12 protein-coding genes are annotated in these 23,903 nt (G+C 69.9%); 4 read left to right on the top strand and 8 right to left on the bottom strand.

Annotation, left to right across the window (positions count from 1 at the left end; all coding sequences use genetic code 11):
* Positions 1-82: 82 nt before the first annotated feature.
* Together NA8_RS25315 and NA8_RS25310 are read right to left on the bottom strand one after the other, a co-directional pair.
* Complete coding sequence (locus NA8_RS25315) at positions 83-388, bottom strand: hypothetical protein (RefSeq protein WP_040871783.1); 306 nt, start codon at positions 386-388, stop codon at positions 83-85.
* Between the two features lie 174 nt (positions 389-562).
* Entirely contained in the window at positions 563-1,153 is a 591-nt protein-coding gene (locus tag NA8_RS25310) for an HdeD family acid-resistance protein (RefSeq protein WP_063052852.1), read from the bottom strand.
* 213 nt (positions 1,154-1,366) lie between these two features.
* Between NA8_RS25310 and NA8_RS25305 the strand changes: the two genes are divergently transcribed.
* Positions 1,367-2,353 (top strand): glycosyltransferase family 9 protein, encoded by a 987-nt coding sequence (locus tag NA8_RS25305; protein ID WP_063052851.1) that lies wholly within the window; start codon positions 1,367-1,369, stop codon positions 2,351-2,353.
* 62 nt (positions 2,354-2,415) lie between these two features.
* Here NA8_RS25305 and NA8_RS25300 read toward each other — a convergent pair whose 3' ends face one another.
* Positions 2,416-2,736 (bottom strand): ArsR/SmtB family transcription factor, encoded by a 321-nt coding sequence (locus NA8_RS25300; protein WP_063052850.1) that lies wholly within the window; start codon positions 2,734-2,736, stop codon positions 2,416-2,418.
* A 184-nt stretch (positions 2,737-2,920) separates the two neighbouring features.
* Between NA8_RS25300 and NA8_RS25295 the strand changes: the two genes are divergently transcribed.
* Both NA8_RS25295 and NA8_RS25290 read left to right on the top strand, forming a co-directional pair.
* Positions 2,921-3,631 carry a M23 family metallopeptidase gene (locus NA8_RS25295; RefSeq protein ID WP_084467078.1) on the top strand — a complete coding sequence of 237 codons (711 nt, stop codon included), beginning with the start codon at positions 2,921-2,923 and terminating at the stop codon, positions 3,629-3,631.
* 255 nt (positions 3,632-3,886) lie between these two features.
* A complete protein-coding gene (locus NA8_RS25290; RefSeq protein ID WP_063052849.1) occupies positions 3,887-4,966 on the top strand; it encodes a hypothetical protein in 1,080 nt (359 codons plus the stop codon).
* Here the strand turns inward: NA8_RS25290 and NA8_RS25285 are convergent.
* Positions 4,938-5,258 carry a hypothetical protein gene (locus tag NA8_RS25285; protein WP_063052848.1) on the bottom strand — a complete coding sequence of 107 codons (321 nt, stop codon included), beginning with the start codon at positions 5,256-5,258 and terminating at the stop codon, positions 4,938-4,940. The genes NA8_RS25290 and NA8_RS25285 overlap by 29 nt on opposite strands.
* A gap of 246 nt (positions 5,259-5,504) precedes the next feature.
* Here NA8_RS25285 and NA8_RS25280 point away from each other — a divergent pair, with 246 nt between their 5' ends.
* Positions 5,505-5,840: an RNA polymerase-binding protein RbpA gene (locus NA8_RS25280; protein ID WP_040779429.1), complete on the top strand. Its 336-nt coding sequence runs from the start codon at positions 5,505-5,507 to the stop codon at positions 5,838-5,840.
* Positions 5,841-5,910: 70 nt separating this feature from the next.
* Here the strand turns inward: NA8_RS25280 and NA8_RS25275 are convergent, their stop codons facing one another.
* The 4 genes from NA8_RS25275 to lnt all read right to left on the bottom strand — a co-directional run bounded on the left by NA8_RS25275 (position 5,911) and on the right by lnt (position 23,447).
* Positions 5,911-6,693 (bottom strand): ABC transporter permease, encoded by a 783-nt coding sequence (locus tag NA8_RS25275; RefSeq protein ID WP_040870144.1) that lies wholly within the window; start codon positions 6,691-6,693, stop codon positions 5,911-5,913.
* Positions 6,694-6,782: 89 nt separating this feature from the next.
* Positions 6,783-7,775 carry an ATP-binding cassette domain-containing protein gene (locus NA8_RS25270; protein WP_063052847.1) on the bottom strand — a complete coding sequence of 331 codons (993 nt, stop codon included), beginning with the start codon at positions 7,773-7,775 and terminating at the stop codon, positions 6,783-6,785.
* Positions 7,772-21,418 carry a non-ribosomal peptide synthetase gene (locus NA8_RS25265; RefSeq protein ID WP_084467077.1) on the bottom strand — a complete coding sequence of 4,549 codons (13,647 nt, stop codon included), beginning with the start codon at positions 21,416-21,418 and terminating at the stop codon, positions 7,772-7,774. The genes NA8_RS25270 and NA8_RS25265 overlap by 4 nt, the downstream gene beginning before the upstream one ends.
* Before the next feature lie 379 nt (positions 21,419-21,797).
* Positions 21,798-23,447 carry an apolipoprotein N-acyltransferase gene (lnt, locus tag NA8_RS25260; protein ID WP_245664002.1) on the bottom strand — a complete coding sequence of 550 codons (1,650 nt, stop codon included), beginning with the start codon at positions 23,445-23,447 and terminating at the stop codon, positions 21,798-21,800.
* Positions 23,448-23,903 lie beyond the last annotated feature (456 nt).

Below are 23,903 nucleotides of genomic sequence, written 5' to 3'. Positions count from 1 at the left end.
GAGCGGCGTTCGCGCGGCCGGATCAGAACAGCAGAAAGCGGCCGAGGCGGTGTCACGCCTCGGCCGCCACCTCGTTCACTCGTCAGCTGACGGAGACGCTGCCGCCCTTGGGCAGGTAGCCGATCTTCTCCACCGGCAGCTCGCCGACGACGGAGCCGGTGCAGTCCCGGCCGGAGTACAGCGTGACGGCACGATCGGTGCTGTTGACGACGGTGATCTGGAACGTGGTGTAGAAGGTGCCGTCAGTGTTCAAGCAGCCCACCGGATCCGCGTGCAGCTCACCGTTGATCGACAGCGTTCCGACCGCGGCCTGCGCCGTCCCCGCCGACAGCATGGCCGCGGCCCCCGCCAGGGCCAGCGCACCGACAAACCCAGCAGTACGAATCATTCGTGCCTCCAGTTCTTTTCGATGTCGACCAACCCCGAAGCCGACGTCTCGTGAAAATGCGCCTGTGATTCTGTCACGAGTTCCAGCGGGACGGAACCGTGCTGGTCGAGACGCCGGGAGACACGACAACGCCCGGCCGGGCGCCGGTAGCGCTCGGCCGAGCGGCTTCCGCGCTCAGGCCGCGGCGTGCGCGGCGCCTACCGCCCTGGCGTCCTTGCGCACCCCGAACGCCACGATGATTTCCATGATGCCGAGGATGATCAGCCACACCCCCGCCAAGACGGCCAGCGTGGCCACCGACCGCACCGGCCAGACGATCAGCACGACACCGGCGGCCGCGGTCACCACACCGAAGAACACCTGCCACCAGCGCCCCGGCGTCCCGGGTTCGGAGATCGCGGCTACCAGCAGCGCGATCCCGCGGAACAGCCAGCCGATGCCGATCCACAACCCGAGCAACAGGATCGAGGCCAATTCGTCACGGAAGCAGAAGACGCCGACCACGATGGACAGCACCCCGATGATGAACGACAACACCCGCAGACCGGCGCCGCCAGGCGCTCCGAAGGCCGCGATCAGCTGCAGGAGACCCGTGACCACGAGGTAGATGCCGAAAATGGTGCCTGCCACCAGCAGGGTGATGTCCGGCCAGGCCAGGATCAGGATGCCGAGGATCACCGCCAGAATGCCGGTGAGCAGAATGGTTTGCCACGCACGGCGGGCAAGAGACTGCAGGGGACCCTCTACCACGCTGTTTGTCGTCATACCTTGATGCTATAGCTCTCCCCTAGAGTTTTCTGACCATTTGCCCGGTGGGCCGCAACTCGCTGGATCGGCCGGTACCGCGGCGTTGCCCGGAGTTCACGTTTCGCCGCCCGGACGGTCGGGTAGTCATCACTGAGTGACTCTTCGTTGGCGCCCCCGGGGGTGAACGGGTGGGTCGGGGTTCGGTGAGACTCGGGTGGCTAGGAGAAGAGGGTGGCGGTTCTGCTCGTGTTGCAGGCGCGTGGGCTGGGTGACCTACTCACCGCGGTCCCGGCTCTCCGCGCCCTGCGCCGGGCCAAACCGCACGATCGCATCGTTTTGGCGGCACCGCAGCGGCTGAAGCCGATCGTCGATCTGATCGCCTCGGTCGACGCGCTGGTGCCCACCACCGATCCGAGCACCCTCCGCTGGGACGCGCCTCCTCCGGAGTTGGCGGTCAACCTGCACGGCGCGGGCGCCGACAGCATCGTCGCGCTGTCCAAGACCCGGCCCGGACGCATCCTCTCCTTTCGCAACGCCGCGTTCCCCGAGCTGTCCGGCCCGGAATGGGAACCCGACATGCATGAGGTGGACCGCTGGTGTCATCTGCTGGAATACGGCGGCATCGGAGCGGATCGCCGCAATCTCGGACTGGTTCCACCGGTGTCGACGACCAGCCGCCGCGACTGTGTGGTCGTGCACGTCGGCGCGGGCGCACCGGCCCGCCGCTGGCCGCCGGATCGTTTCGCCGCGGTGGTCCGGCACCTGTTGATGCTCGGGCGCGAAGTGGTCCTCACCGGCGACGAGTACGAACGCCAGCTCGCGCTGGGCATCGCCGCCCGGGCGGGGCTGCCCGTCGGCCGGGTGCTCGCCGGAGAGCAGAATCTCATCGATCTGGCCGCCACCGTCGCCGAGGCCGCCCTGGTGATCTGCGGCGACACCGGGGTCGTAGGCCTGGCCACGGCGTTCGGCACCCGCACCGTTCTGCTGTTCGGCCCCACTCCGCCACGGCGGGCCGGCCCGCCCGCGCACCTGCTCGGCCGGCACGCGGTGCTGTGGACCGGCCACGTCGGCGACCCGGACGCCGACGCCCCCGACCCGGGTCTGCTGCAGATCGGGGTCACCGAAGTGATCAACGCCGTCGACAAGCAGCTGAGCAAGCGCAACTGGCCCGGCACGGGCTCCGACCGCCGTAAGGCCGCGTATCGACGCGTCGGCTGACCGCCCCCGCGCCGCCGTCCCGACGCCGTCCTCGATGCGATCGCGGCGCCCGCCTCCTCTGGTCAGGCGTTCGCCGTCGCTGCGGTCCTCAGCGCCGCGGAATAGGAAGCGAGCGCACTCGGCCAGAACTGCTCCAGGTAGTCGCGGGCGTCGGCGAGCCCGCGCGGGTCCAGCGAATACAACCGCCGGTTGCCTTCCGGACGCATCATGACCAACCGCGCATCGCGCAGCACACGCAGATGCTGGGAGACCGCCGAACTGGTCACACCGACTTCGTGCGCGAGTTCGCCGACCGAGCGTGCGGCCTGCGGCAATGCCTCGAAGATCGCGCGGCGGGTCGGGTCCGCAAGCGCCGTCAAGGCATGAACTCCATTAGTCGCCACTCACACAGTGTGGGCGCCCGGCGTTTCACCGGTCAACTCCTGGGAAAGGCGCCATATCCCCAGCTCGCGTGAGCGACGACCACATGTCGTTACCTTGCCGTGACCGTCGAGCTGGGCTTTTACCTCCGGTGATGGTTGCCACAAGATAGCGGACCGGAGCGGCAGCTATCGTACGTTCGACTCCATGCCCGTGACCTTTCCGTTACCGATCCGTCGCGGCGTGACCCGATTGCGCCGCGACCGCACCGTCACCCGAGTGGCCGCCGCCTCCGCGGTCGTCGCCGCCTCCTTCGGCATCCTCGCCGCAGCCCAGCAGGACCCGGACACCGACGCGTCCGCCCGGCTCGTGGCTGGGAAGATCGCCTCGGGCGAGATCCGTCCGGCCGAGGGCACAGCGCAGTTCGCCCTCTTCACCCCGCCCGTCGGCCCCGCGCCGCAGGCAGCGCCGGTTCCCTGGGATCCGAACCGCGTCGCGCAGGAGTTCACCCGCCCGAAGACCGTCCGCCCCGTTGCCGGTGTGCTCACGTCGAATTTCGGCGCGCGCTGGGGCGCGATGCACGCCGGCCTGGATTTCGGTGACCCGCTCGGCGCGCCGATCGCCACGGTCACCGACGGCGTCGTGATCGAGGCCGGTCCCGCCTCCGGCTTCGGTCTGTGGGTGCGCGTGCAACAGGACGACGGCACCGTCGGCGTCTACGGCCACGTCAACGACATCCTCGTCGACGTCGGCCAGCCGGTCCGCGCGGGCGATGTCATCGCGACGGTCGGCAACCGGGGCAACTCCACCGGCCCGCACCTGCACTACGAAGTCCATCTGCCCGACGGCGTGAAGATCGATCCGCAGCCCTGGCTGGCCGAGCGCGGCATCGACGTCGGGCATGCCTCCGAGGACTGATCCCGGTCCTTCTCGCGGGACATGAGGGGCTCGCGAATGAACTCGGCGACAGTGCCGTCACCCGCGACGGGCCGCGAACGCGACGACGCGTTCGCGGCCCGATTCTGTTCCTCTCGCCGTCAAGACCTGCCGGCGGCACTTGTTCCGCCGCCCCCTGCGGTAGCGTCCGCGAAAGCGACCCGGTACCGAAGTACTAGACGTGAATAGCGCCGCGGCGGGACGCCACACGGCGTCCGCGATTCCTACTTTCGGTTCATGTCCACAACACATTTCGCCACCGTGGCCCAGGACCGATCGTCGGCGCCGCGGCCGCGGGCGGGCACGAAGGCGGCAGGCGCGCGGCTGCACCGTCCGCTACTCGGCACAGTGGCCGCGATGGCCGCGCTCGTCCTGTTCTCCCTCGCGGCGATGCTGGTCGACGACCGCGAGCTGCTCGGCGAGTCGGTATGGCTCAAGCCGATGAAGTTCGGCCTCGCGTTCTTCCTCTACAGTCTCACCCTGGCGTGGCTACTGTCGTTGCCGCACAAGCGAAGCCGCGCCACCTGGTGGCTCGGCACGGTGTTCGCGGTGACCGGGTTCATCGATGTCGGTTTCATCGTATTGCAGGCGGCCCGCGGCACATTCAGCCACTTCAACACCGAGGACGACCCGGTGAACTCGATCGGTCAGGTGGTCTTTGCCTCCGGCGTGCCCGGCCTGTTCCTCGCCAACTTGCTCATCGTGCTGATCCTGGCCTGGCAGCGGTTGGTGGACCGCCCGACGGCGCGGGCCATCCATGCCGGCCTGGCGCTGGCCGTCGTCGGCATGGCGCTGGGCTACCTGATGGGTTTCACCGGAAAGCAGCTCGTGCGCGACAGCGCCGGGCGGATCGTCGAATTGGCCGCGGGGCACACGGTCGTCGCCGATCCGGGCGAGCTCGCGCCGCGCGACGCCATGGGCGGCATGCCGATTACGCACTGGAGCACCGTCGGCGGTGACCTGCGCGTTCCGCACTTCGTCGGACTGCACGGCATCCAGGTACTGCTGGTGGTGGCTGTCACCCTCGCCTGGCTCGCGCCGCGCTACCGCTGGCTGCGTCCGGAACGCGCCCGCGCGGCCGTCGTGGGTGTGTTCGCGGCGGGGTACGCCGGTCTGCTGGCGCTGGTCTTCTGGCAGGCGATGCGCGCTCAGTCGCTGGTCCATCCGGACCCGGCCACCTGGCTCGCGGCGAGCGGGCTCGTCGCGACCGTCGGAGCACTGCTCGGTGCGGTGTTTCTCCGCCACCGCGATACCGGCGCCGCACACCGCCGCACGGCAGCGGGGCCGGTCAGCGCAGACGTTCCGCCTCACGGGTGAGCGCGACCAGAGTCCGGCCGAGCGCGGCCAACTCCTCGGGCGTCGCGCCCTCCCCGATGGCGGTGGCGACGTCCTCGGCGGCGCAGCGGGCCGCGAACCAGCGATCGGCCAGGTCGGCGGCCTCCTGGGCACTGAGCACAACCGCGTCGTCGGGAATTCCGGTCCCCTTCAAGCTGTTGCGATGTTCGTAGGCGCGTTGGCGACAGGACTGGCGGCAGTACCGGCGACGGCGGCCGGCCTCCGATTCCACGATCTCCCGCCCACACCACTGGCAGGACAAGCGGCGCGACATGACGCAGAACACTAATCGCTCCCCACCCGCTGTCCGCTCAGCGACCCCCGGCGCGAATCACCCGGCATCGGGCGTGGCGAGGCCCGCGCGACGCGGGCACTACAATGGAACGGTTCACCGCGGCCGCGTCGGGAACTATCGGCGCAGGCCCGATCGTTGTACGTAAGGTCCGGCGGGTGCCCCCGCGCACTCGTGCGGACACGGTCGCAGCGCACGAAGACTCGAGCACACAGGGAGAGGCACACCATGGCAGATCGCGTACTCCGAGGCAGTCGGCTCGGAGCGGTGAGCTACGAGACCGATCGCGACCACGACCTGGCTCCGCGTCGGATCGCCCGGTACCGGACCGACAACGGCGAGGAATTCGACGTTCCCTTCGCCGACGACGCCGAGATCCCGCCGACCTGGCTGTGCCGCAACGGCCAGGAGGGCGTGCTGATCGAGGGCACCAGCCAGGAGACCAAGAAGGTCAAGCCGCCGCGCACACACTGGGACATGCTGCTGGAGCGTCGCAGCAAGGAGGAGCTCGAGGAGCTGCTCAAGGAGCGCCTCGAACTGCTCAAGACCCGCCGCCGCGCCTGACGGTCCGCGCTTCACGGAAAACGGCCGCCGCATCGTCGGATGCGGCGGCCGTTCACGTCTCGCGCGCCGGTCAGCGACTGGCCACCTTCCGGTAGCGCAGCAGCGCCAGCGGCACGGCGACCACGAGGATCGCCACCGAGCAGGCCACCGCGTATTCGACGCAGTGGTCGGCGGCCCAGCCGGTGGGCGGGACGAACGTGGGCGGCGAGTCGTTGTCGAACAGCTTGCGTCCCGCCGCCGAGACCGCGGTGATCGGATTCCACTCGGCGATCGTGCGCAGCGGGCCGGGCAGGGTCTCGGCCGAGATGAACGCCGAGGAGATGAACGTCAGCGGGAACAGCCAGATCAGCCCGGCGCTCTGCGCCACCTCGACGGTCGGTGACAGCAAGCCGGTCAGCGCGCCGATCCAGGACATCGCGAACGCGAACAGCAGGATCACCGCGAACGCCAGCACGGCATCGGTGACGCTGCCGTGAATGCGCCAGCCGACCACGTACCCGCACCCGACCATCACCGCCAGGCTCAGGATGTTCACCACGAGGTCCGACAGCGTGCGGCCCATCAGCACCGCCAGCCGCGACATCGGCAGCGCCCGCATCCGGTCGATGATGCCCTTCTGCAGGTCCCCGGCCAGGCCGACGGTGGTGAACGCGGCATTGAACGCGACGGTCTGGGTGAAGATGCCGGCGAGCAGGAATTCCCGGTACTGGCCCCCGCCCAGCGAGGCGCCGAAGATGTAGGCGAACAGGAAAACGAACATCAGCGGCTGGATCGTGGCGGTCACCAGCAGCGTTGGCACGCGCAGGATGGTCAGCAGATTACGGTGGGCGACGATCGCGCTGTCCCGGAACAGCCGCAGGCGCGGGCCGGAATTCTGCTGCGTCGCGGCTTTTCTCGGCTCCGGCTCCGCCTTCGGGGTCGCCTCCCCCACCATTGCCGTGCTCACGACATGATCTCCTCTTGTACGTCGTCGGTCTCCGGTTCCGTGGCGGGCGCGCCGCCCGGTTTGCCGGTGAGGGAAAGGAATACGTCGTCGAGGCTGGGCCGGTGCACGTTCGCGTCGACCACGCAGACACCCGCGTCGTCGAGCCTGCGCAGCGCCTCCACCATGGTGCGCGAACCATCGCCGACCACCACCGACACTTCGTCCGTGCCCGCCTCGTGGCCGGGCTCGCCGACGCCGATCTGCGCCAGTACGACCAGCGCGGGCTCGGCGGCCTGGCCGGCGGCCAGGGTGACGGTGAGGCGATCGCCGCCGATCGAGGTCTTCAGCTCGTCGGCCGAGCCGCGGGCGATGACCCGCCCGTGGTCGATCACGGTGATGCGGTCGGCCAGCAGGTCGGCCTCTTCGAGATACTGCGTGGTGAGCAGCACCGTGGTCCCGTCGTCGACGAGCTCGCCGATCACCCGCCACATATCCAGCCTGCCGCGCGGGTCCAAACCGGTGGTCGGCTCGTCCAGCACCACCACGGCGGGCCGGGCGACCAGCGCACCGGCGAGGTCGAGCCGCCGGGCCATGCCACCGGAGTAGGTTCCGGCCCTGCGATGCGCGGCGTAGTCGAGCCCGAGGACGTCGAGCAGTTCGGCGGCCCGGGCGGACGCATGGCGCGGGGACATCCCGTACAGCCGGGCCACCATGCGCAGGTTCTCGTAGCCGGACAGGTTGGCGTCGACGGCCGCGTACTGGCCGGACAGGCCGATCCGTTTGCGCGCCGCCGCGGGATCGCGCAGCACGTCGATCCCCGCTACCCGCACCGACCCGGCGGACGGTTTCAGCAGCGTGGTGACGATCCGCACGGTCGTCGTCTTACCCGCGCCGTTCGGGCCGAGCAGTCCCATGATGGTGCCGGTCGGGATTCGTAGGTCGACCTCGTCCAGCACGCGGACCCGGCCGTAGTTCTTCACCAGGCCGGTTACCTCCACCGCGAAGCTCACCTGGGCGTCTCCTTCGTCTCCAGCCACCTCCGCAGCACCGGCCCGATCACCGCCAGCGCGTCCGGCGTGGTCATCGCGGAGTGCGCGCAGCGCAGCTCGTGGTCGTGGACGGCACCGGTGACGTACGGCTGCCAGGCGTCGGCGCGCCGGTCGGGGTCGTTCCGGTTGACCGGGTCGTCGCCCGCGGTGAAGAACAACAGGTCGCCGTCGAACGCCCGGGGCCGGAAGCTGTGCGCGAGCACGGTGCCGTTCTCGTAGCCCGCGTACAGCCGCTCCAGATGCTCCACGGTCAGCGCCGCGAACGGCCCGGACCGGGCACGCAGCAGTTCGGCGGCGTCCCGCAGGCTCATGTCCGGATCGATTTCCCCATCGAGGTCGTCATTGCCGAATTCTCCGACGATCTCGGCGACGCTCGGGGTCGCGTGCGCGAGCAATTCGTCGGACAACCGGTAGCTGTCCATCATCGACAGCAAGGCGACCTCCTCGCCCGCCTCTTGCAGCTGCACCGCCATCTCGTGGGCGATCAGTCCGCCGAGCGACCAGCCGAGCAAGTGGTAGGGACCCTCCGGCTGGATCTGCTTGATCGCGGCCACGTAGTGGTCGGCGGCCTCGGCGATCGACTCGTGGCTGTCCTCCCCCGCGACGTGCGGAGCCTGCAAGCCGTAGACCGGCCGGTCCGCAGGAAGGTGCGCGAGCAACCCCGAGTAGCACCATGCCAATCCGATCGCCGGATGCACGCAGAACAGCGGCGCCTGACTCGCCGCGGTGCTCGGCCGGATCGGCAGCACCGGCGCGAGCATCGCCGCCACCGCGGTGCCCGAGGACGCGTCCGTCCCGTCCAGCCGCGCCGCGATCGCCGCGGGCGTCGCGTCGCCGAACATCAACTGCACCGGCAGGTCGATGCCCGTCTCCCGTACGTGCGCGACCACTTTCGTGGCCAGCAGCGAGTTGCCGCCGAGTTCGAAGAAGCCGTCGTCGACGCCCACCGACTCCACACCGAGTACCTCGGCGAAGGCAGCGCACAGCGCCTCCTCCGCGGGGGTGGAGGGGGCGCGGTAACCCTCGCCCGCGGTGAACACCGGTTCCGGCAGCTTCGCGCGATCCAGCTTGCCCACCGGGCTGAGCGGCACCTCGTCAAGCAACATGATCGACTGCGGGACCATGTAGTTCGGCACCAACCCGGTCAGGTGCCCGGTCAACTCGGCCGCGGTGAGCGTCACCCCGTCGCGCGCCTTCACATACGACACCAGCGCCGTCGCGCCGGCCGGGGTGCGATGTCCGATGGTGGTCGAGAACGCGACCGCGCCGTGGCGGGCGAGCGCGGCGTCGATCTCGCCGAGTTCGATGCGGAAGCCGCGGATCTTGACCTGATGGTCGGTGCGGCCGACGTACTCGATCTCCGGCGCGGCATCCACCGCCGCCCCGTGCTCGCGCGACCCGGCCCACCAGCGCACGAGATCGCCGGTACGGTACATCCGCTCACCCGGCTTGCCGAACGGATTGGCGACGAACCGCTGGGCGGTCAGTCCCGGACGGTTCAAGTAGCCGCGGGCCAGCGCGTCACCGGCCAGGTGCAGTTCACCGGTCACCCCGAGCGGAGCCGGGTGCAGCCGCGCGTCCAGGATCGCCGCGTTCACGCCGCGGATGGGTCCGCCGATGGTGATCGGCTCGCCGGGTGTCATCGGCTGGGAGATGACCGTGACGATGGTGGTCTCGGTCGGGCCGTAGACGTTGTACAGGCTGCGGCCGGGCGCCCACCTGGTCACCAGGTCCGGTGGCAGCGCTTCACCGCCGACCAGCACGTGCTGCAACTCGCGCAGCCCGGTGGGGTCGACCGTGCCGAGGGCGGAGGTGGTGATGAACGCGTGGGTGATTCGCTCAGCGGCGAACACTTGCCGCAGATCGTCGCCGCCGACCACGCCGCTGGGCGTGATCACCAGGGTCGCCGCGCCGCCGAGGGACAGCAGCAGATCGAGCATCGCGGCGTCGAAGCTCGGGGTGGCGAAGTGCAGCACGCGGCATCCCGGCTGGACGTCGAACCGGTGGGCGGTCTCGGCGGCGAAGTTCGACAATCCCCCGTGCGTGACCATCACGCCCTTCGGTGTGCCGGTGGAGCCGGAAGTGTAGATCACGTACGCCGGGTTGTCGATTCGCAGGGGGGCGAGGCGCTCGGTGTCGGCGATCGGCGCGTCCGGCGCGTCGAGCACACGCGCGCGGAAGGCCGGGTCGTCGAGCACGATCCACTCCGTGCCCTCGGGCAGCTCGCCGCGGTAACCCGCCAGCGTGATGCCCAGCGCCGCACCGGAATCCGACAGCATGTGCGCGATGCGCTGCTGTGGGTACAACGGGTCGACCGGTACGAACGCCGCCCCGGCCTTGGCCACCGCCAGCACCGTCGCCACCGACTCGATCGATCGCGGGATACCGAGGGCCACCAGGGTTTCCGGGCCGACGCCACGGGCGATGAGCACCCGCGCCAGCCGGTTGGTCCAGCGATCCAGCGCGTCGTAGGTCACCTCGGTACCGTCGGAGACCAGGGCGACGGCGGCGCGATCGACGCTCGCGGCCTGCTCGAACACCTCGGGGAAGGTGATCGGCCGGTCCGGTTTCCCTCCGCGTACCGGAGCCAGCCCCGACCACTCGGCGGGGTCGAGCAGCTCCAGATCGCCCACCGCGGTGGTCGGGCTCGCGGCGATCGCGGCGAGCAGCCGGGCGAGGCGCTTGCCGAGCCGCTGGGCGGTCGGCTCATCGAACAAATCCCGCGCGTAGTTCACAGACACCGTGATGCCGGCCGGATCACGGTGTGCGGTCTGGGTCTCGGTCAGGGTGAACTGGAGATCGAATTTGGCGATCCCGGTGTCGATGTCGGCGGCCTCGATGCGCATCCCCGGCAGGTCCAGCCCGCCGACCGGCTCGTTGCGGACCGAGAGCATCACCTGGAACATCGGATGGTGCGCCTGGGACCTGGCCGGATTGAGCACCTCCACGAGACGCTCGAAAGGCAGGTCCGCGTGGGCGAAGGCGTCCAGGTCGGTTTCGCGCACCGCGTGCAGCAGATCGGTGAACCGGGCGCCCGGGTCGATTCGCGTGCGCAGCACGAGCGTGTTGACGAACATGCCGACCAGCCGGTCCAGCGCGGGATGACCGCGGCCCGCGATCGGGGTGCCGACGGTGATGTCGTCGGTAGTGGTCATCCGGTGCAGCAGCACCGCGAGCGCGGCGTGCAAGACCATGAACAGGCTGACGTTGTTGCTGCCCGCGATCGTCTGCAGCTCGCGATGTGTGACCGGGTCCACCTCGCACTCCACGGTGCCGCCCCGGTAGGACGGAGCGGGCGGGCGCGGGCGGTCGGCGGGCACGGTCAGCAACTCGGGGATGCCGTCCAGGGCCTGCCGCCAGTAGGCCAGCTGCTCGCTCACCGCCGAGTCCGGGTCGTCCTCGCTGCCCAGCACGTCCTGCTGCCACAGTGTGTAGTCGGCGTACTGCACCTCCGGCTCGGGCAAGTCCGGCGCACCGCCGCCGCAGGCCGCGCGATAGGCCACCGCGACGTCGGCGGCCATCGGCTCGAGCGACCAGCCGTCCATCGCGATGTGGTGCACGACCACGACGAGAACGTGCTGCGCCGGTTCGTCGGCGCCGGTGGGCACCGAGATCAGCGCCGCGCGGATCGGCACGGTGGTGGCCAGATCGAATCCCGGGGCGACGAAACGCCGTACGGCGGTCTCGATCTCCTCCGGACGCGCGGTCAGCCGCGCCAGCGGGATCGCCGCCTCCGCCGGGTCGAGCACGACCTGGGCGGGTGCGCCGTCGGTCTCCGGGAACACCGTGCGCAGGGTTTCGTGCCTGACCTGTACCGCACGCAGGGCCGAAACCAGCGCGCCGACATTCAGATCGCCGGTCATGCGCAGCACGAGCGGGATGTTGTAGGCGCCCGCCGACTGTCCCGCGCTCGACCCGCCCGCGTTGAACCGGTTGAGGAACCACAGGCGCCGCTGCGCGGCCGACAGCGGTATGCGCTCGGGGCGTTGCCTGCGCACCAGCGCGGGGCGGTCCGGGTCGGTCGCGGCGCCCGTGTCCAGCAGCTCGGCGAGCCCGGCGACCGTCGGCGTGGCGAACACGGTGCGCACGGCGAGCCGCACATTCGTCGCGGCGGCCAGCCGCGCGACGAGCTGGGTCGCCAGCAACGAGTTGCCGCCGATGTCGAAGAAGTTGTCGTCGGCGCGCACGCCCTCGGCCCCGATCAGCTCGCCCATCACCGCGGCGACCAAGCGCTCCGCGTCGGTCCGGGGCGCACGACCGGTCGAATCGCCGAGGGACTGTGGCTCGGGCAGTGCGCTGACGTCCAGTTTCCCGACGGGGGTGAGCGGGATGGTGTCCAGCACGGTGACGCCGGAGGGCACCATGTGCGTGGGCAGCCTGCGCGCGACGAAGGCGCGCAGCGCTTCGGTGTCCACCCCGGCCGCGCGGTCGGCGGGCTGGACGAAGGCGATGATCCGGTCGGCGCCGGCGATGCGGCGCACCTCGGTGTGCGCGAATCGCACCGACGGGTGTTCGCCGAGCGCGGCGGTGATCTCGCCGAGTTCGACACGGAAACCGCGCAGCTTCACCTGGTGGTCGCTGCGCCCGAGGTAGATCAGCTCGCCCGCGGCATTCCAGCGCACCACGTCACCGGTCCGGTACATCCTGGCGCCGGCAGGGCCGTGCGGATCGGCCACGAAACGGGTCGCGGTGAGGCCGAATCGGTCGAAGTACCCGCGCGCGACGCCATGTCCCGAGAGGTACAACTCGCCGGGGACGCCGATCGGCACCGGGCGCAGCCGCTCGTCGAGCACCGATGCGCGGGCGCCCCGCACGAGGGTGCCGATGGTGATCGGATCACCGACGCGCATCGGGCCGGAGATGGTGATGACCACCGTGGTCTCGGTGGGCCCGTACACATCGCACATCACCCGTCCCGGTGCCCAGCGCGCCACCAGGTCCGGCGCCACCGCCTCGCCGCCGACCATGAGCGCCCGCATGTGCGGCAGCGGCCAGCGTTCGTGGTCGATCGTGGCCAGCGCGGCCGGGGTCATGAAGCCGTGCGAGACGCGCTCGCGTTCCATCAGCGCGGCCAGCTCGTCACCGCCGTAGATGTCGGTCGGGCAGATCACCATCGCGGCACCCGACCCCAGTGCGATCAGCAGGTCCAGGATCGCCGCGTCGAAACTCGGCGTCGCGAAGTGCAAGGTGCGGGAATGCTCGTCGACGCCGATCCGGTCGCGGATCTCGTCGGCCAGGTTGGCCAGACCGCTGTGGGTCACCGCGACGCCCTTCGGCGTTCCGGTCGACCCCGAGGTGTAGATCAGATAGGCCAGATCGGCCACCTGAATGGCGCGCGAACGCTCGCGGTCGTGGATCGGCGCGTCGTCGTGGCCTTCGAGTTCGGCGGCGAACTCGGGGCGGTCCAGCAGCAACCACTCGATGTCGCGCCCTGCCGGGGCGCCCTCGCGCAAGTGCTCCACGTGCGCGGTGATCGCGACGCCGGTCGCGCAACCGGAGTCGGCGAGCATGTGCCGGATGCGGTCGGCGGGGTACTTCGGGTCGACCGGGACGAACGCGGCGCCGGACTTCGCCGCCGCCAGCATCGCCACCACCGAGTCGATCGAGCGGATGAGCCCGAGCGCCACCCGCGTACCCGGACCGAGTCCGCGCGCGATCAGCGCGCGCGCCAGGCGATTCGAGCGCCGGTCGAGCTCGGCATAGGTGACCGACGTCGTGCCCGTGCACAGCGCCGTGTGGTGTGGATACCGCTGCGCGGTCGCGGTGAAGTACTCGGCCAGCGTGCACGGCGGGGCCGCCTGGCCGCCCCGCGCCGGGGCGAGGGTACGCCGCTCGTGGTCGGTGCGCGCGTCGACGTCGCGGATCAGCACGCGCGGGTCGCCGGTGACGGCGGTGAGCACGCGCAAGAATCGGTCGGCCAGCGTCTCGATCGTCATCGCGTCGAAAAGCTCGGCGGCGTAGACGAATTCGAAAACGCTATCCGCCTCGCCCGTGATAGCCCCCGGTCGACCCGTGTCGTTCGCGACGCGCAGCTCCAGATCGAACTTCGCCGACGCGATGTCCAACGGCTCCGCGCGCAGTGCGAGACCGGGCAGTTCCAGCGTCGGCGCCGGACCCTCCTGCACGCTCAATGCGACCTGGAACAGCGGGTGCCTGCCCGAGGATCGGGCCTCGGCGCCGAACTCGTCCACGATGCGCTCGAATGGGATGTCGGCATGCGCCAGCGCCGCCAGCTCGGTGTCCCGATCCGCGCGCAGCAGGTCGGTGAAGCTGCGGTCCGGATCCACGTCGGAGCGCAGCACCAACGTGTTCACGAACATGCCGACCAATCGGTCGAGCTTGGTGTCGGTGCGCCCCGCCACCGGGGTGCCGATCACGATGTCGCGACCACCGGTGACGCAGCGCAACAGCACCGCGAATGCCGAACGCAGCACCATGAACTTGCTGACGCCGCGTTCGCGGGCCAGCGCGGCGAGCTCGCGCTGCACCTGTTCCGGCACCGTGAAACGCACCGTCCCGGCCTGCTGCGTCGGCTCCGCGGGCCGCGGCCGGTCATAGGGCAGCGGCAGCTGGTCGGGGATGTCGGCCAGCGCGGTGCGCCAGTACTCCAGTTGGGTCGCCGCGGCACTGTCGGGATCGCTCTCCTCGCCGAGGCAGGCGCGCTGCCAGAGCCCGAAGTCGGCGTACTGCACCGGAAGCGGCGTCCACGACGGCGCCTCGCCCTCGTGGCGCGCCGCATAGGCGGCGGCCAGGTCCCCGGTCAGCGGGCCGAGCGACCAGCCGTCGGCCGCGATGTGGTGCAGCACGACACCGAGCAGGTAGCGCTCGGGCGAGGTGCGCAGCAGCGACAGCCGAAGGGGTGGCTCAGCGGTGAGGTCGAACCCGGTGTGCGCCAGCGCTTCCAGCGCGGCCTTCGCACCGGAGTCGTCGATATCGGTGACCGCCACCTCCGGCAGCGCGCGCTCGACCGGCAGCACCACCTGCTGGGCGCCTTCGGCGTCTTCCGGGAAGACGGTGCGCAGCACCTCGTGCCGCCGCAGCACGTCGGCGAGCGCTTCGCGCAGTGCGGGCACGTCGAGATCACCGGCGACGCGGATCACGAAAGCGATGTTGTAAGCACTCGATTCGGGCGCGAATCGGTTGAGGAACCACAAACGCTGCTGCGGCAGCGACAATGGAATACGTCCCGGACGCGGCGTCTGCACCGCCAGCGCCGGCCGCTGCGTCCGGGGCGCTCGATCCAGTTGCCCGGCGATCCCGGCGACCGTTGGCGCCTCGAAGATCGACCGCACCGGCAGCTCCACACCGAACTCCGCGTGCAGCGCGGCGGCCAGCCGGGTGGCCAGCAGCGAGTTGCCGCCGAGATCGAAGAAGCTGTCCTCGGCTCCGGTGACCGGGCGTCCGAGCACCCCGCCGAACACCCCTGCCACGCCCAGCTCCAGCGCGGTGCTCGGCGGACGGGAGGTTCCCGCGGCCGCGAACACCGGCTCCGGCAACGCCTTTCGATCCAGCTTGCCCGCGGGCGTGACCGGGATCTCGTCGAGCACCGCCACCGAGGCGGGCACCATGTAGCCGGGCAGCTGCCTGCGCGCGGTCTCCAGCACGGACTGCGGCTCGACCGGCCGGTCGGCCGTGACATACGACGCCAGCCGTACCTGGCCGTGCTCGTCGGTGTGCACCACGGTGAGCGCGAACCGAATGCCCGGATGCAGGCGCAATACGTTGTCGATCTCGCGCAATTCGATGCGGAAGCCGCGGATCTTGATCTGGTCGTCCGCGCGTCCGAGGAACCGCAGTTGCCCTGTCCGCTCCACGACGACCAGATCGCCGGTGCGGTACATCCGCTCCCCGCGCCTGCCGTGCGGGTTGGCGACGAACCGCTGCGCGGTCAGGGCGAAACGTCCGTGGTAACCGCGGGCGATGCCGGGACCCGACACATACAGCTCGCCCGGCGTGCCCGGCGGCACCGGGTGCAAACGGTTGTCCAGCACGAACAGTCGCATGCCGCGGACGGGCGCACCGAGCGGCACCGGACGGCCCGGCTCCATCGGTCCGCTCGCGGTCGCCGCGACGGTGGCCTCCGACGGACCGTACATGTTGTGCATGCGATGCCCGGAGGTCCAGGTCTCGACGAGTTCCTCGGAGCAGGCGTCACCGCCGACGATGACTGTCTCCAGCTCGTCCAGCCCCTCGTTCGGCACGGTGGCCAGCGCGGCGGGTGTGACGAAGGCGTGGGTGACCCGCTCCTCGCGCAGCAGTGCGGCCAGCTCGGTGCCGCCGTACATGCCCGCGGGGGCGATCACCATCGTGGCGCCCGCGGCGAAGCCGAGCAGCATCTCCAGCACCGAGGCGTCGAAACTGGGCGAGGAGAAGTGCAGCGTACGTGCCGCGTCCGAGATGCCGAACAGGTAGTTCTGCTCGGCGGCGAGGGACGCGATGCCCGCGTGGGTCACCACGACCGCTTTCGGCGTGCCGGTGGACCCGGAGGTGTAGATGAGGTAGGCCGGGTGACTCACCCGCATCGGGTGGTGACGCTCGTCGTCGGTGATCGGGTCCGCCGGGCGGCCCGCCGAGTCTGCGGTCAGTTCGCCGGAGCCGAGGACCAGCCAGTCGACGTGACCCTTGCGGTGCTTGCCCCGCGCCGAGGGCCAGGCGGGCAGGGCCGCCAGGCATTCGGGGTCGGTCAGGCCGAGCATCGCGCCGGAGTCACCGATCATGTGCGCGATGCGCTCACTCGGGTAGTTCGGGTCGACGGGCACATAGGCCGCACCGGTTTTGGCGACGGCCCAGATCGCGGTGATCGCGTCGAGACCGCGCGGCAGCGCGATCGCGACGACCGTCTCGGGCCCGGCGCCGTGCTGGATGAGGGCGCGCGCCAGCGTGTTCGATCGCTCGTCGAGTTCGCGGTAGGTGGTGTCGGCGCCGAGGTAGCGCACCGCCACCGCGTCCGGCAGCCGGCGCGCGGTGGCGGTGAGCAAGGTGGCCAGGGTGATCGGCGGCTCGGCCGGCGCGCCCGCGATGGGCACGAGGTTCTCGGTTTCCCTGCGGTCCAGGATCGGCAGGTCGCCCACCGGAAGCTCCGGGGCCGCCACGCCGCCGGCCAGCACCGCGATGAACCGGCGAGCGAACGACTGCACCGTGGATTGGTCGAAAACATCGGTGGTGTAGCCGAATTCGGCCGACAGCGGGCCGTCGCCCGAGTCGTCGTGGACGACCAGTTGCAGATCGAACTTGGCGACGTCCGAAGCGATCGGCAGCACCTCGGCGCGCACCCCGGGCAGATCGATCCGCAGGTCCGGCGCGTGGTCGTAGGACAGCATCACCTGGAACAACGGGTGCCGCGACGGGGAACGCTCCGGGTTGACCACCTCGACCAGCCGCTCGAACGGCACGTCGGCGTTGGCGAAGGCGTTGAGATCGGTCTCGCGCACCACGTCGAGCATGCGGTCGAATCCGACCGCCGGGTCGACCGCGGTACGCAGGACGAGGGTGTTGACGAACATGCCGACCAGGTCGTCGAGCGCCGGATCGGAGCGGCCCGCGATCGGGGTGCCGATCGCGATGTCATCGCTCGCGCACAACCGCGACAGCAACGTCGCCAGCGCCGCGTGCAACACCATGAACATGCTCACGCCCCGGCTGGCCGCGAGTTCGATCGCACCCCGGCGGATCTCGGCCGGGATGGCGAACTCGACCCGGCCGCCGACGGTCGATCTGCGCAGTGGACGCGGGCGATCCAGCGGCAGGTCGAGCTGCTCGGGCAGGCCGGTCAGCGCCGAGCGCCAGTGGGTGAGCTGCCTGCTGAGGGCACTGCCCGGATCGGACTCCTCGCCGAGCAGTTCGCGCTGCCAGAGCGCGAAGTCGGCATACTGCACCGGCAGTTGCGTCCACTGCGGCGCGACACCGTTCGCGCGCGCGGCCACCGCCGTCATCAGGTCCTTGGCCAACGGTGCGATAGACCAGCCGTCACCGCAGATGTGATGCAACACGATGAGGAAGACGTGCCGCTGCGGACCGGTGCGGTAGAGCGCCACCCGGATCGGGGCCTGGCGGCGCAGATCGAAGCCGTACCCGGCGAATTCGGTCGCCAGCTCCGCCACATCGGCTTCGGCCGCATCGATCGGGTCGAGCGTCAGCGGGATCGCCTCGGCCGGGTGGATCAACTGGTAGGGCCCGTCCGGCGACTCCGGGAAGGTGGTGCGCAGGCTCTCGTGCCGTTCGATGACGTCCACCAGACCCGCGCGCAGCGCGGCCACATCCAGCGGGCCCTCCACCGCGACCGCCAGCGGCATGTTGTACGCGGCCGCGTGCTCGGAGAACCGGTTCAGGATCCACAGCCGCTGCTGCGCCTGCGACAGCGGGATCCGCTCCGGTCGTTCGGCGGGCGCCAGCCGCGGCGAGGAGACGTCGGTGGTCTGCGTGGCGAAGCGACGGGTGAGCGCGTCGATCGTCGCGGCCTCGAACAGATCCCGGATGGTCAGCGCGGTGCCGAGCGCGGCGTTGATCCTGGACACCGCCCGCGCGGCGATGAGCGAGTTGCCGCCCAGATCGAAGAAGTTGTCCTCGACGCCGACCTCGGTGTCGAGCACCTCGGCGAAGATGCCCGCGAGGACCCGCTCCACCTCGGTGCGCGGCTCGGCGATCGGCCGGATCGACCGCGCGCTCGGCGCGGGAGCGGGCAGCGCCTTGCGATCGATCTTGCCGTTGGCGCTCAGCGGCAGCTCGTCGAGTTCGATCAGCGCGGAGGGCACCATGTACCCGGGCAGCGTGTGCCGCAGCGCGGTCAGCAACGCCGCCGTGTCCAGCGCGGCGGCGTCGTCCTCGTGCTTCGCCGCGACCACGTAGGCGACCAGCTCGTCACCGGTGCGTCCGGTGTGCGCCACGCACACCGCGCGAGCCACCTTCGGGTCGTCGAGCAGGGCGGCCTCGATCTCGCCGAGCTCGATACGCAGGCCACGGATCTTGACCTGGAAGTCGCTGCGGCCCAGATATTCCAGCACACCGGGCTCGCCGCCGGAGCGGCCGATCTGCCAGCGCGCCAGGTCACCGGTGCGGTACATCCTGGCGCCCGGGGTGAACGGATCGGCCACGAAGCGGTCCGCGGTCAGCCACGGTTGTCTCAGGTAGCCGCGGGCCAGCTGGACTCCGGCGAGATACAGTTCGCCGACCACGCCGGGCGGGACGGGCTGCAATCGGTCGTCCAGCACATAGGTCTCGGTGTTCCACACCGGCGAGCCGATCGGCACGACGCTCGCGTCGGGCGGGCACGCCCAGTAGGTGACGTCCACGGCTGCCTCGGTCGGGCCGTACAGATTGTGCAGTTCGGCGGCCGGCAACGCCGCGTAGAACTCCCGCACGGCGGCGGCGGGCAGCGCCTCACCGCTGCAGAACACCCGGTGCAGGCAGGCGCAGCCGCTCAAGTCGGCCTCGGTGACGAACACCGATAGCATCGATGGCACGAAATGCGCTGTCGTGATTCGTTTTTCGGAAATGATCCGGGCGAGGTACGCCGGGTCGCGGTGCCCGTCCGGGGCGGCGATGACCAATCGCGCGCCGATCTGTAAGGGCCAGAAGAACTCCCACACCGAGACGTCGAAGGTGGCCGGCGTCTTCTGGAGCACCGCGTCGCCGTGCTCGAGCGGATACTCGTGCTGCATCCAGCGCAGCCGGTTGACGATCGCGGCATGAGTTACGCCGACGCCCTTGGGTTTTCCGGTGGATCCCGAGGTGAAGATGACGTAGGCGAGGTGATCGGGACGCAGTGTTCCCTTGCGGTCGGCGTCGGTGATCGGGCCGTCGTCGAATCCGGAGACCTGCGCGGTGTCGATCTCCAGCCGGGTGACGGTCGCGGGCAGTTCGACATCGTCGCGGGCCGCCGTGAGCACGCACAGCGGTTCGGCCTGACGCACGATCTGCCCGATCCGCTCGGCCGGATGCTCGGTGTCCAGCGGCAGGTACGCCGCTCCCGCCTTGACGATGGCGTACATGCCGACCACCAGGTCGAGGCTGCGGCGCAGGCACAGACCGACCGTCGTCTCGGGTCCGGCGCCCCGCGCGATCAGCAGCCTGGCCAGGCGGTTGGCGCGGGCGTCGAGTTCGGCGTAGGTCAGCGCCTCGTCACCGAATTCGAGCGCGACCGCGTCCGGGTCCGACGCGACGCGCTCGGCGAAGAGGCTCGCGAGCGTGCCGTCTTGCCGGGGCGCCGTGGTGGCGTTCCAGCCGTGCAGGACCTGTTCCCGCTCGGCGTGGGTGATCGCGCCGAAGGACTCGGCGGCCGACATCGGATCGGCGGCCAGAAACCGGCCGAGGAAGTCCAGGTAGCGCGCATGGTGCACGCTCACTTCGGCCTCACCGTAGAGGCGGGGGTTGGCTTCGAAGTCGACGTGCAGGCGGCCGCCCGCGCCGTTGTAGACGTTGACCGAGAGGTCCTCGACCGGGCCGGTGGCCAGCACGTGCATGGAACCGACCAGGCTGCCGAAACGCAGTTCGTCGTGGAACAGCATCAGGTTGACCATCGGGCCGAAGAATCCGCGCGCGTCCCGGGAGTAGCCGCTGTCGCGCCGGATGTCGTCGTGGCGGTAGCGCTGATGACGTAAGGCGCCGGTGATCTGCAACTCGGCCGCCTTCACCAGGTCGCCGATCGTGGTCGCCTCGTCGAATCGCAGCCGGATCGGCACGACGTTGGAGATCACGCCCGCCGAGCGGCGCAGCGAGACCGTGGTGCGCGCCGAGACCGGCAGGCTCAGGACCACGTCCGAGTTGCCCGTCACCGACCGCACGTACGCGGCCAGCGCCGCGACGAACACCGCCGAGTCGGTGGTGTTCCACGCGCTGGTCGCCGCCTCGATCGCGGCATGATGGTCGTCGTCCAGCACGGCGGTGGCCAGCCTGCGGCCCGCGTCGTGGGTGGTGGTGCCGAGGCGGGCGCCACCGAGGCTCACGGGCTCGCCCACGCCCGACAGCTGCCCGAGCCAGTACTCGCGATCGTTCTGGAAACGACTGGAGTCGTGGTAGCGCGCCTCGTCGGCGTAGATCTCGGCCAGGGGGGTCGCCCGGGACGCGACCGGCTCGGTCCGATTCTCCAGCGCGGTGTAGATCTCAGCCGTGCGGGTGAGCGCGTTCATCGCGCCGTAGCCGTCGATGACGATGTGATGGGCGAACGAGTACCAGAGGTAGTCGGAGTCTCCGATCCGCAGAACCGCGTTGGAGGTCAGCGGGTCGCGTTCCAGGTCGATGGGCGAACTCGTGTGCTCGTGCATCCAGCGCAGCGCCGCCGCGTACGGATCGGCCTCGCCACGCAGGTCGATGCGGACCCAGCCCGGCCGGTGCACCGGATCCACGATCTGATACGGAGTGCCATCTATCTCCACCATGCGAACTTGACCCACCTGGGTCTCCGCACCGAAACGCTCGATCGCGTACAGCAACCGCCCCTCGTCCAAGTCGCCGTGTATCTCGACGTACTGGGAGATCGTCAACGGTACGTCGGGGCGAATGCGCTGCGCGTACCAGAGGGCGGTCTGTGCGGGTGACAGAGCAAACGGTTGTGCAGAGAATTCGCCGGATGAACATTGGTCGACGCGATCCGTGGCCAATGAACTCATCAATCACTCCGTTCTGCCGCTGTTGACGCAACTCCCCGAGCACCACCCCAGCAAGCGCGCGCGCCAGCTGTAGGACGTGATCCACGCCCTATGATTCGGAGCGTCGCATCAACCGGATTGCCGACGTTTTGGATTTGTGTCACATCCAACGTCCTTGGCAGAAGGCCACTTTGGTTGGTTACATTTCCGCAAACATTGCGACTCAACTAGGGCGATCCGAAGCAAAACGGGCCCTGACCAGACTGTTCGATGGTACCCCGGCGATCGCCTATGTTGCGTGGCGAACAGTGCGCAACTTAATTACACACCTTCACTTCCGGGACTATGGGGGCAAGAACATACCGAATGTTCGGTTAATGTCGGGTCGGCGGGGAAAAAGCTAGCGTTCGCCGACAAGACCGGGCATCGGCAGTGCCCTGCGCGCAACTCGCCGCCGAGCGACCGCGGCCAGCGCGGCGGCAGCCGTCAGAATAACGAAAATCCGCTCCGGGGCAGGCCCTATTCGTGTTGCGAGAGTGGTGTGGTCGCGCAACGGAAGCTCCGCGACCAGAGCGGCGGGCACGAATAACGCGGTTTCCTGCCGGATATCGCCGTCGGCGCCGATAATGGCGCTCACCCCCGACGTGGCCGCGACGACCAGCGCCCGGCCGTGCTCGACGGCACGGATACGAGACATGGCCAGTTGCTGATAAGTCATCTCGCTGTCGCCGAAGGTCGCGTTGTTCGTCGGCACGGTGAGCAACTGCGCACCCGCGCGCAGCGCGTCCTCGAACGACCGGTCGAAAGCCACTTCATAGCACGTCGCGACACCGATGTCGATACCCGCCGCGAGCACAACTCCGTCACCATTTCCCGGTACGAAATATCCCGCCCGATCGGCGTATTCGGAGAAAAGCCGGAAAAAACTCCGCATCGGGAGGTATTCGCCGAAGGGCTGGATGATCTTCTTGTCGTGCCGCTCACCCGGGCCCGCCGCGCCGTTCCACACCATGACCGAGTTGGTGGTCGTCCGGTCCTGGTTGATCAGCACGGCACCGACCAGGATGGGTGCGCCGATCCGCTCGGAGGCCGCGGTGATCAGGGCGGCGGCGTCGGTGTTGCGCAGCGGATCGATGTCGGAGGAGTTCTCCGGCCAGATCACCACATCGGGGCGCGGCGCGCGGCCCGCCGCCACCTCGTCGGCCAGTTCTTCGGTGCGCCGGACGTGGTTGTCCAGCACGGCCCTCCGTTGCGCGTTGAAGTCCAGTCCGAGGCGCGGCACGCTGCCCTGGATCGCCGCGACCGTGACCGTTCGGTCGCCCACGTCCGGATCGGGCAGCGCGGATCGGAGCAGCAAACCGGTGAGCGGCATGACGAGCAGGGTGAAAGCCACAGCGGCGTATCCGAGTCGGGCCGCTCTCCCGCGCACCGCGCCCGGTCCGGGCGGACCGGTCTCCTCAACGCCGGTTTCGCGCCTGGCTTCGGGGGTAAGCGACGACTGGAGCAGGGAGACCAACGCCGCCGTAGCGGTTCCGGTCAGCGCCACCGCGAACCCGACCAGCGGGGCGCCGCCGACCGCTGCCAGCGACAGGAACCAGCCGTCGGCCTGACCGAAGGCCAAACGCCCCCACGGGAACCCGCCGAACGGGAAGCTGGATCTGCCCCATTCGGCCGCCGTCCAGGCCGATGCCACCCACAGCGGCCAGCCGGGCAACGTGCCGACGAGCCGTCCGAGCAGACCGAAGACGCCCAGGTACAGCGCGCAGACGAGGGACAGCGCCAGCCACGGCAGCGGCCCGACGTAAATGCCGGTCCAGGGCAGCAGCGGCACGAAAAACGCCAGTCCGGTCAGCAATCCGTAGCCGAAGCCCGCCCGCAGCCGACCGTCGCCGCGCACGGCCAGGGTGAGCATCGCGATGCCGAGCGGCGCGAGAAACCACCACGGCCTGGGCGGAAAACTGCCGAACAGCAGCAGTCCCGCGACAATCGCCGCCACGGAGCGCGCCGTGACCGGATGCCCGCGTAACACCGCGGGCACCTGCCGCATCATCCCGAGCGCTCGCTCTCGCGCCATCATTCGGCCACTGTCCGCCATCGGACCGGCGACCGCCGGTCAGCCGTCGGCCGCCGTCGTATCGACCAGCGCGACGCCGGATCGAACGCACCGAAGGACGGCCGCTCGGCGAATCCCCACCGGGAAGCTGATATGGCGTTCATCACACGAAAAGTCAAGGCCGCCATAAGCGGCCCGCGCGAGTGCCCCTCGGCGCACCGGCCGGACCGAGCCGGACCGGCGATCTCGCGCCGCACGACCGGCTCGTCCCGGGCACGGCGCACAACGCCGCGAGCCACGACCGTATCCGAGTGATCGGGCATCCACCTGAGAATCGTCACCCGCCACCGGATCGTTAACCGCCGTCGCCACGGTGCCGGGTTCCTGGTCGCACTCCCCCGGACAAACCGGCAATTTTCGGCCGGAACCAGCGAACCGGTGGCCTGAATCCGC

The sequence above is a fragment of the Nocardia arthritidis NBRC 100137 genome, assembly GCF_001612765.1.
GTDB lineage: Bacteria > Actinomycetota > Actinomycetes > Mycobacteriales > Mycobacteriaceae > Nocardia > Nocardia arthritidis.
The sequence above is the reverse complement of the archived record's forward strand: the minus strand, read 5'-3'. Positions and strand labels throughout refer to the sequence as shown.

Excerpts from the sequence above, each read along its gene's own strand:
- NA8_RS25315 (WP_040871783.1), bottom strand. The coding sequence starts at position 388 with ATGATTCGTACTGCTGGGTTTGTCGGTGCGCTGGCCCTGGCGGGGGCC.
- NA8_RS25310 (WP_063052852.1), bottom strand. The coding sequence starts at position 1,153 with ATGACGACAAACAGCGTGGTAGAGGGTCCCCTGCAGTCTCTTGCCCGC.
- NA8_RS25295 (WP_084467078.1), top strand. The coding sequence starts at position 2,921 with ATGCCCGTGACCTTTCCGTTACCGATCCGTCGCGGCGTGACCCGATTG.
- NA8_RS25290 (WP_063052849.1), top strand. The coding sequence starts at position 3,887 with ATGTCCACAACACATTTCGCCACCGTGGCCCAGGACCGATCGTCGGCG.
- NA8_RS25285 (WP_063052848.1), bottom strand. The coding sequence starts at position 5,258 with ATGTCGCGCCGCTTGTCCTGCCAGTGGTGTGGGCGGGAGATCGTGGAA.
- NA8_RS25280 (WP_040779429.1), top strand. The coding sequence starts at position 5,505 with ATGGCAGATCGCGTACTCCGAGGCAGTCGGCTCGGAGCGGTGAGCTAC.
- NA8_RS25265 (WP_084467077.1), bottom strand. The coding sequence starts at position 21,418 with ATGAGTTCATTGGCCACGGATCGCGTCGACCAATGTTCATCCGGCGAA.
- lnt (WP_245664002.1), bottom strand. The coding sequence starts at position 23,447 with ATGATGCGGCAGGTGCCCGCGGTGTTACGCGGGCATCCGGTCACGGCG.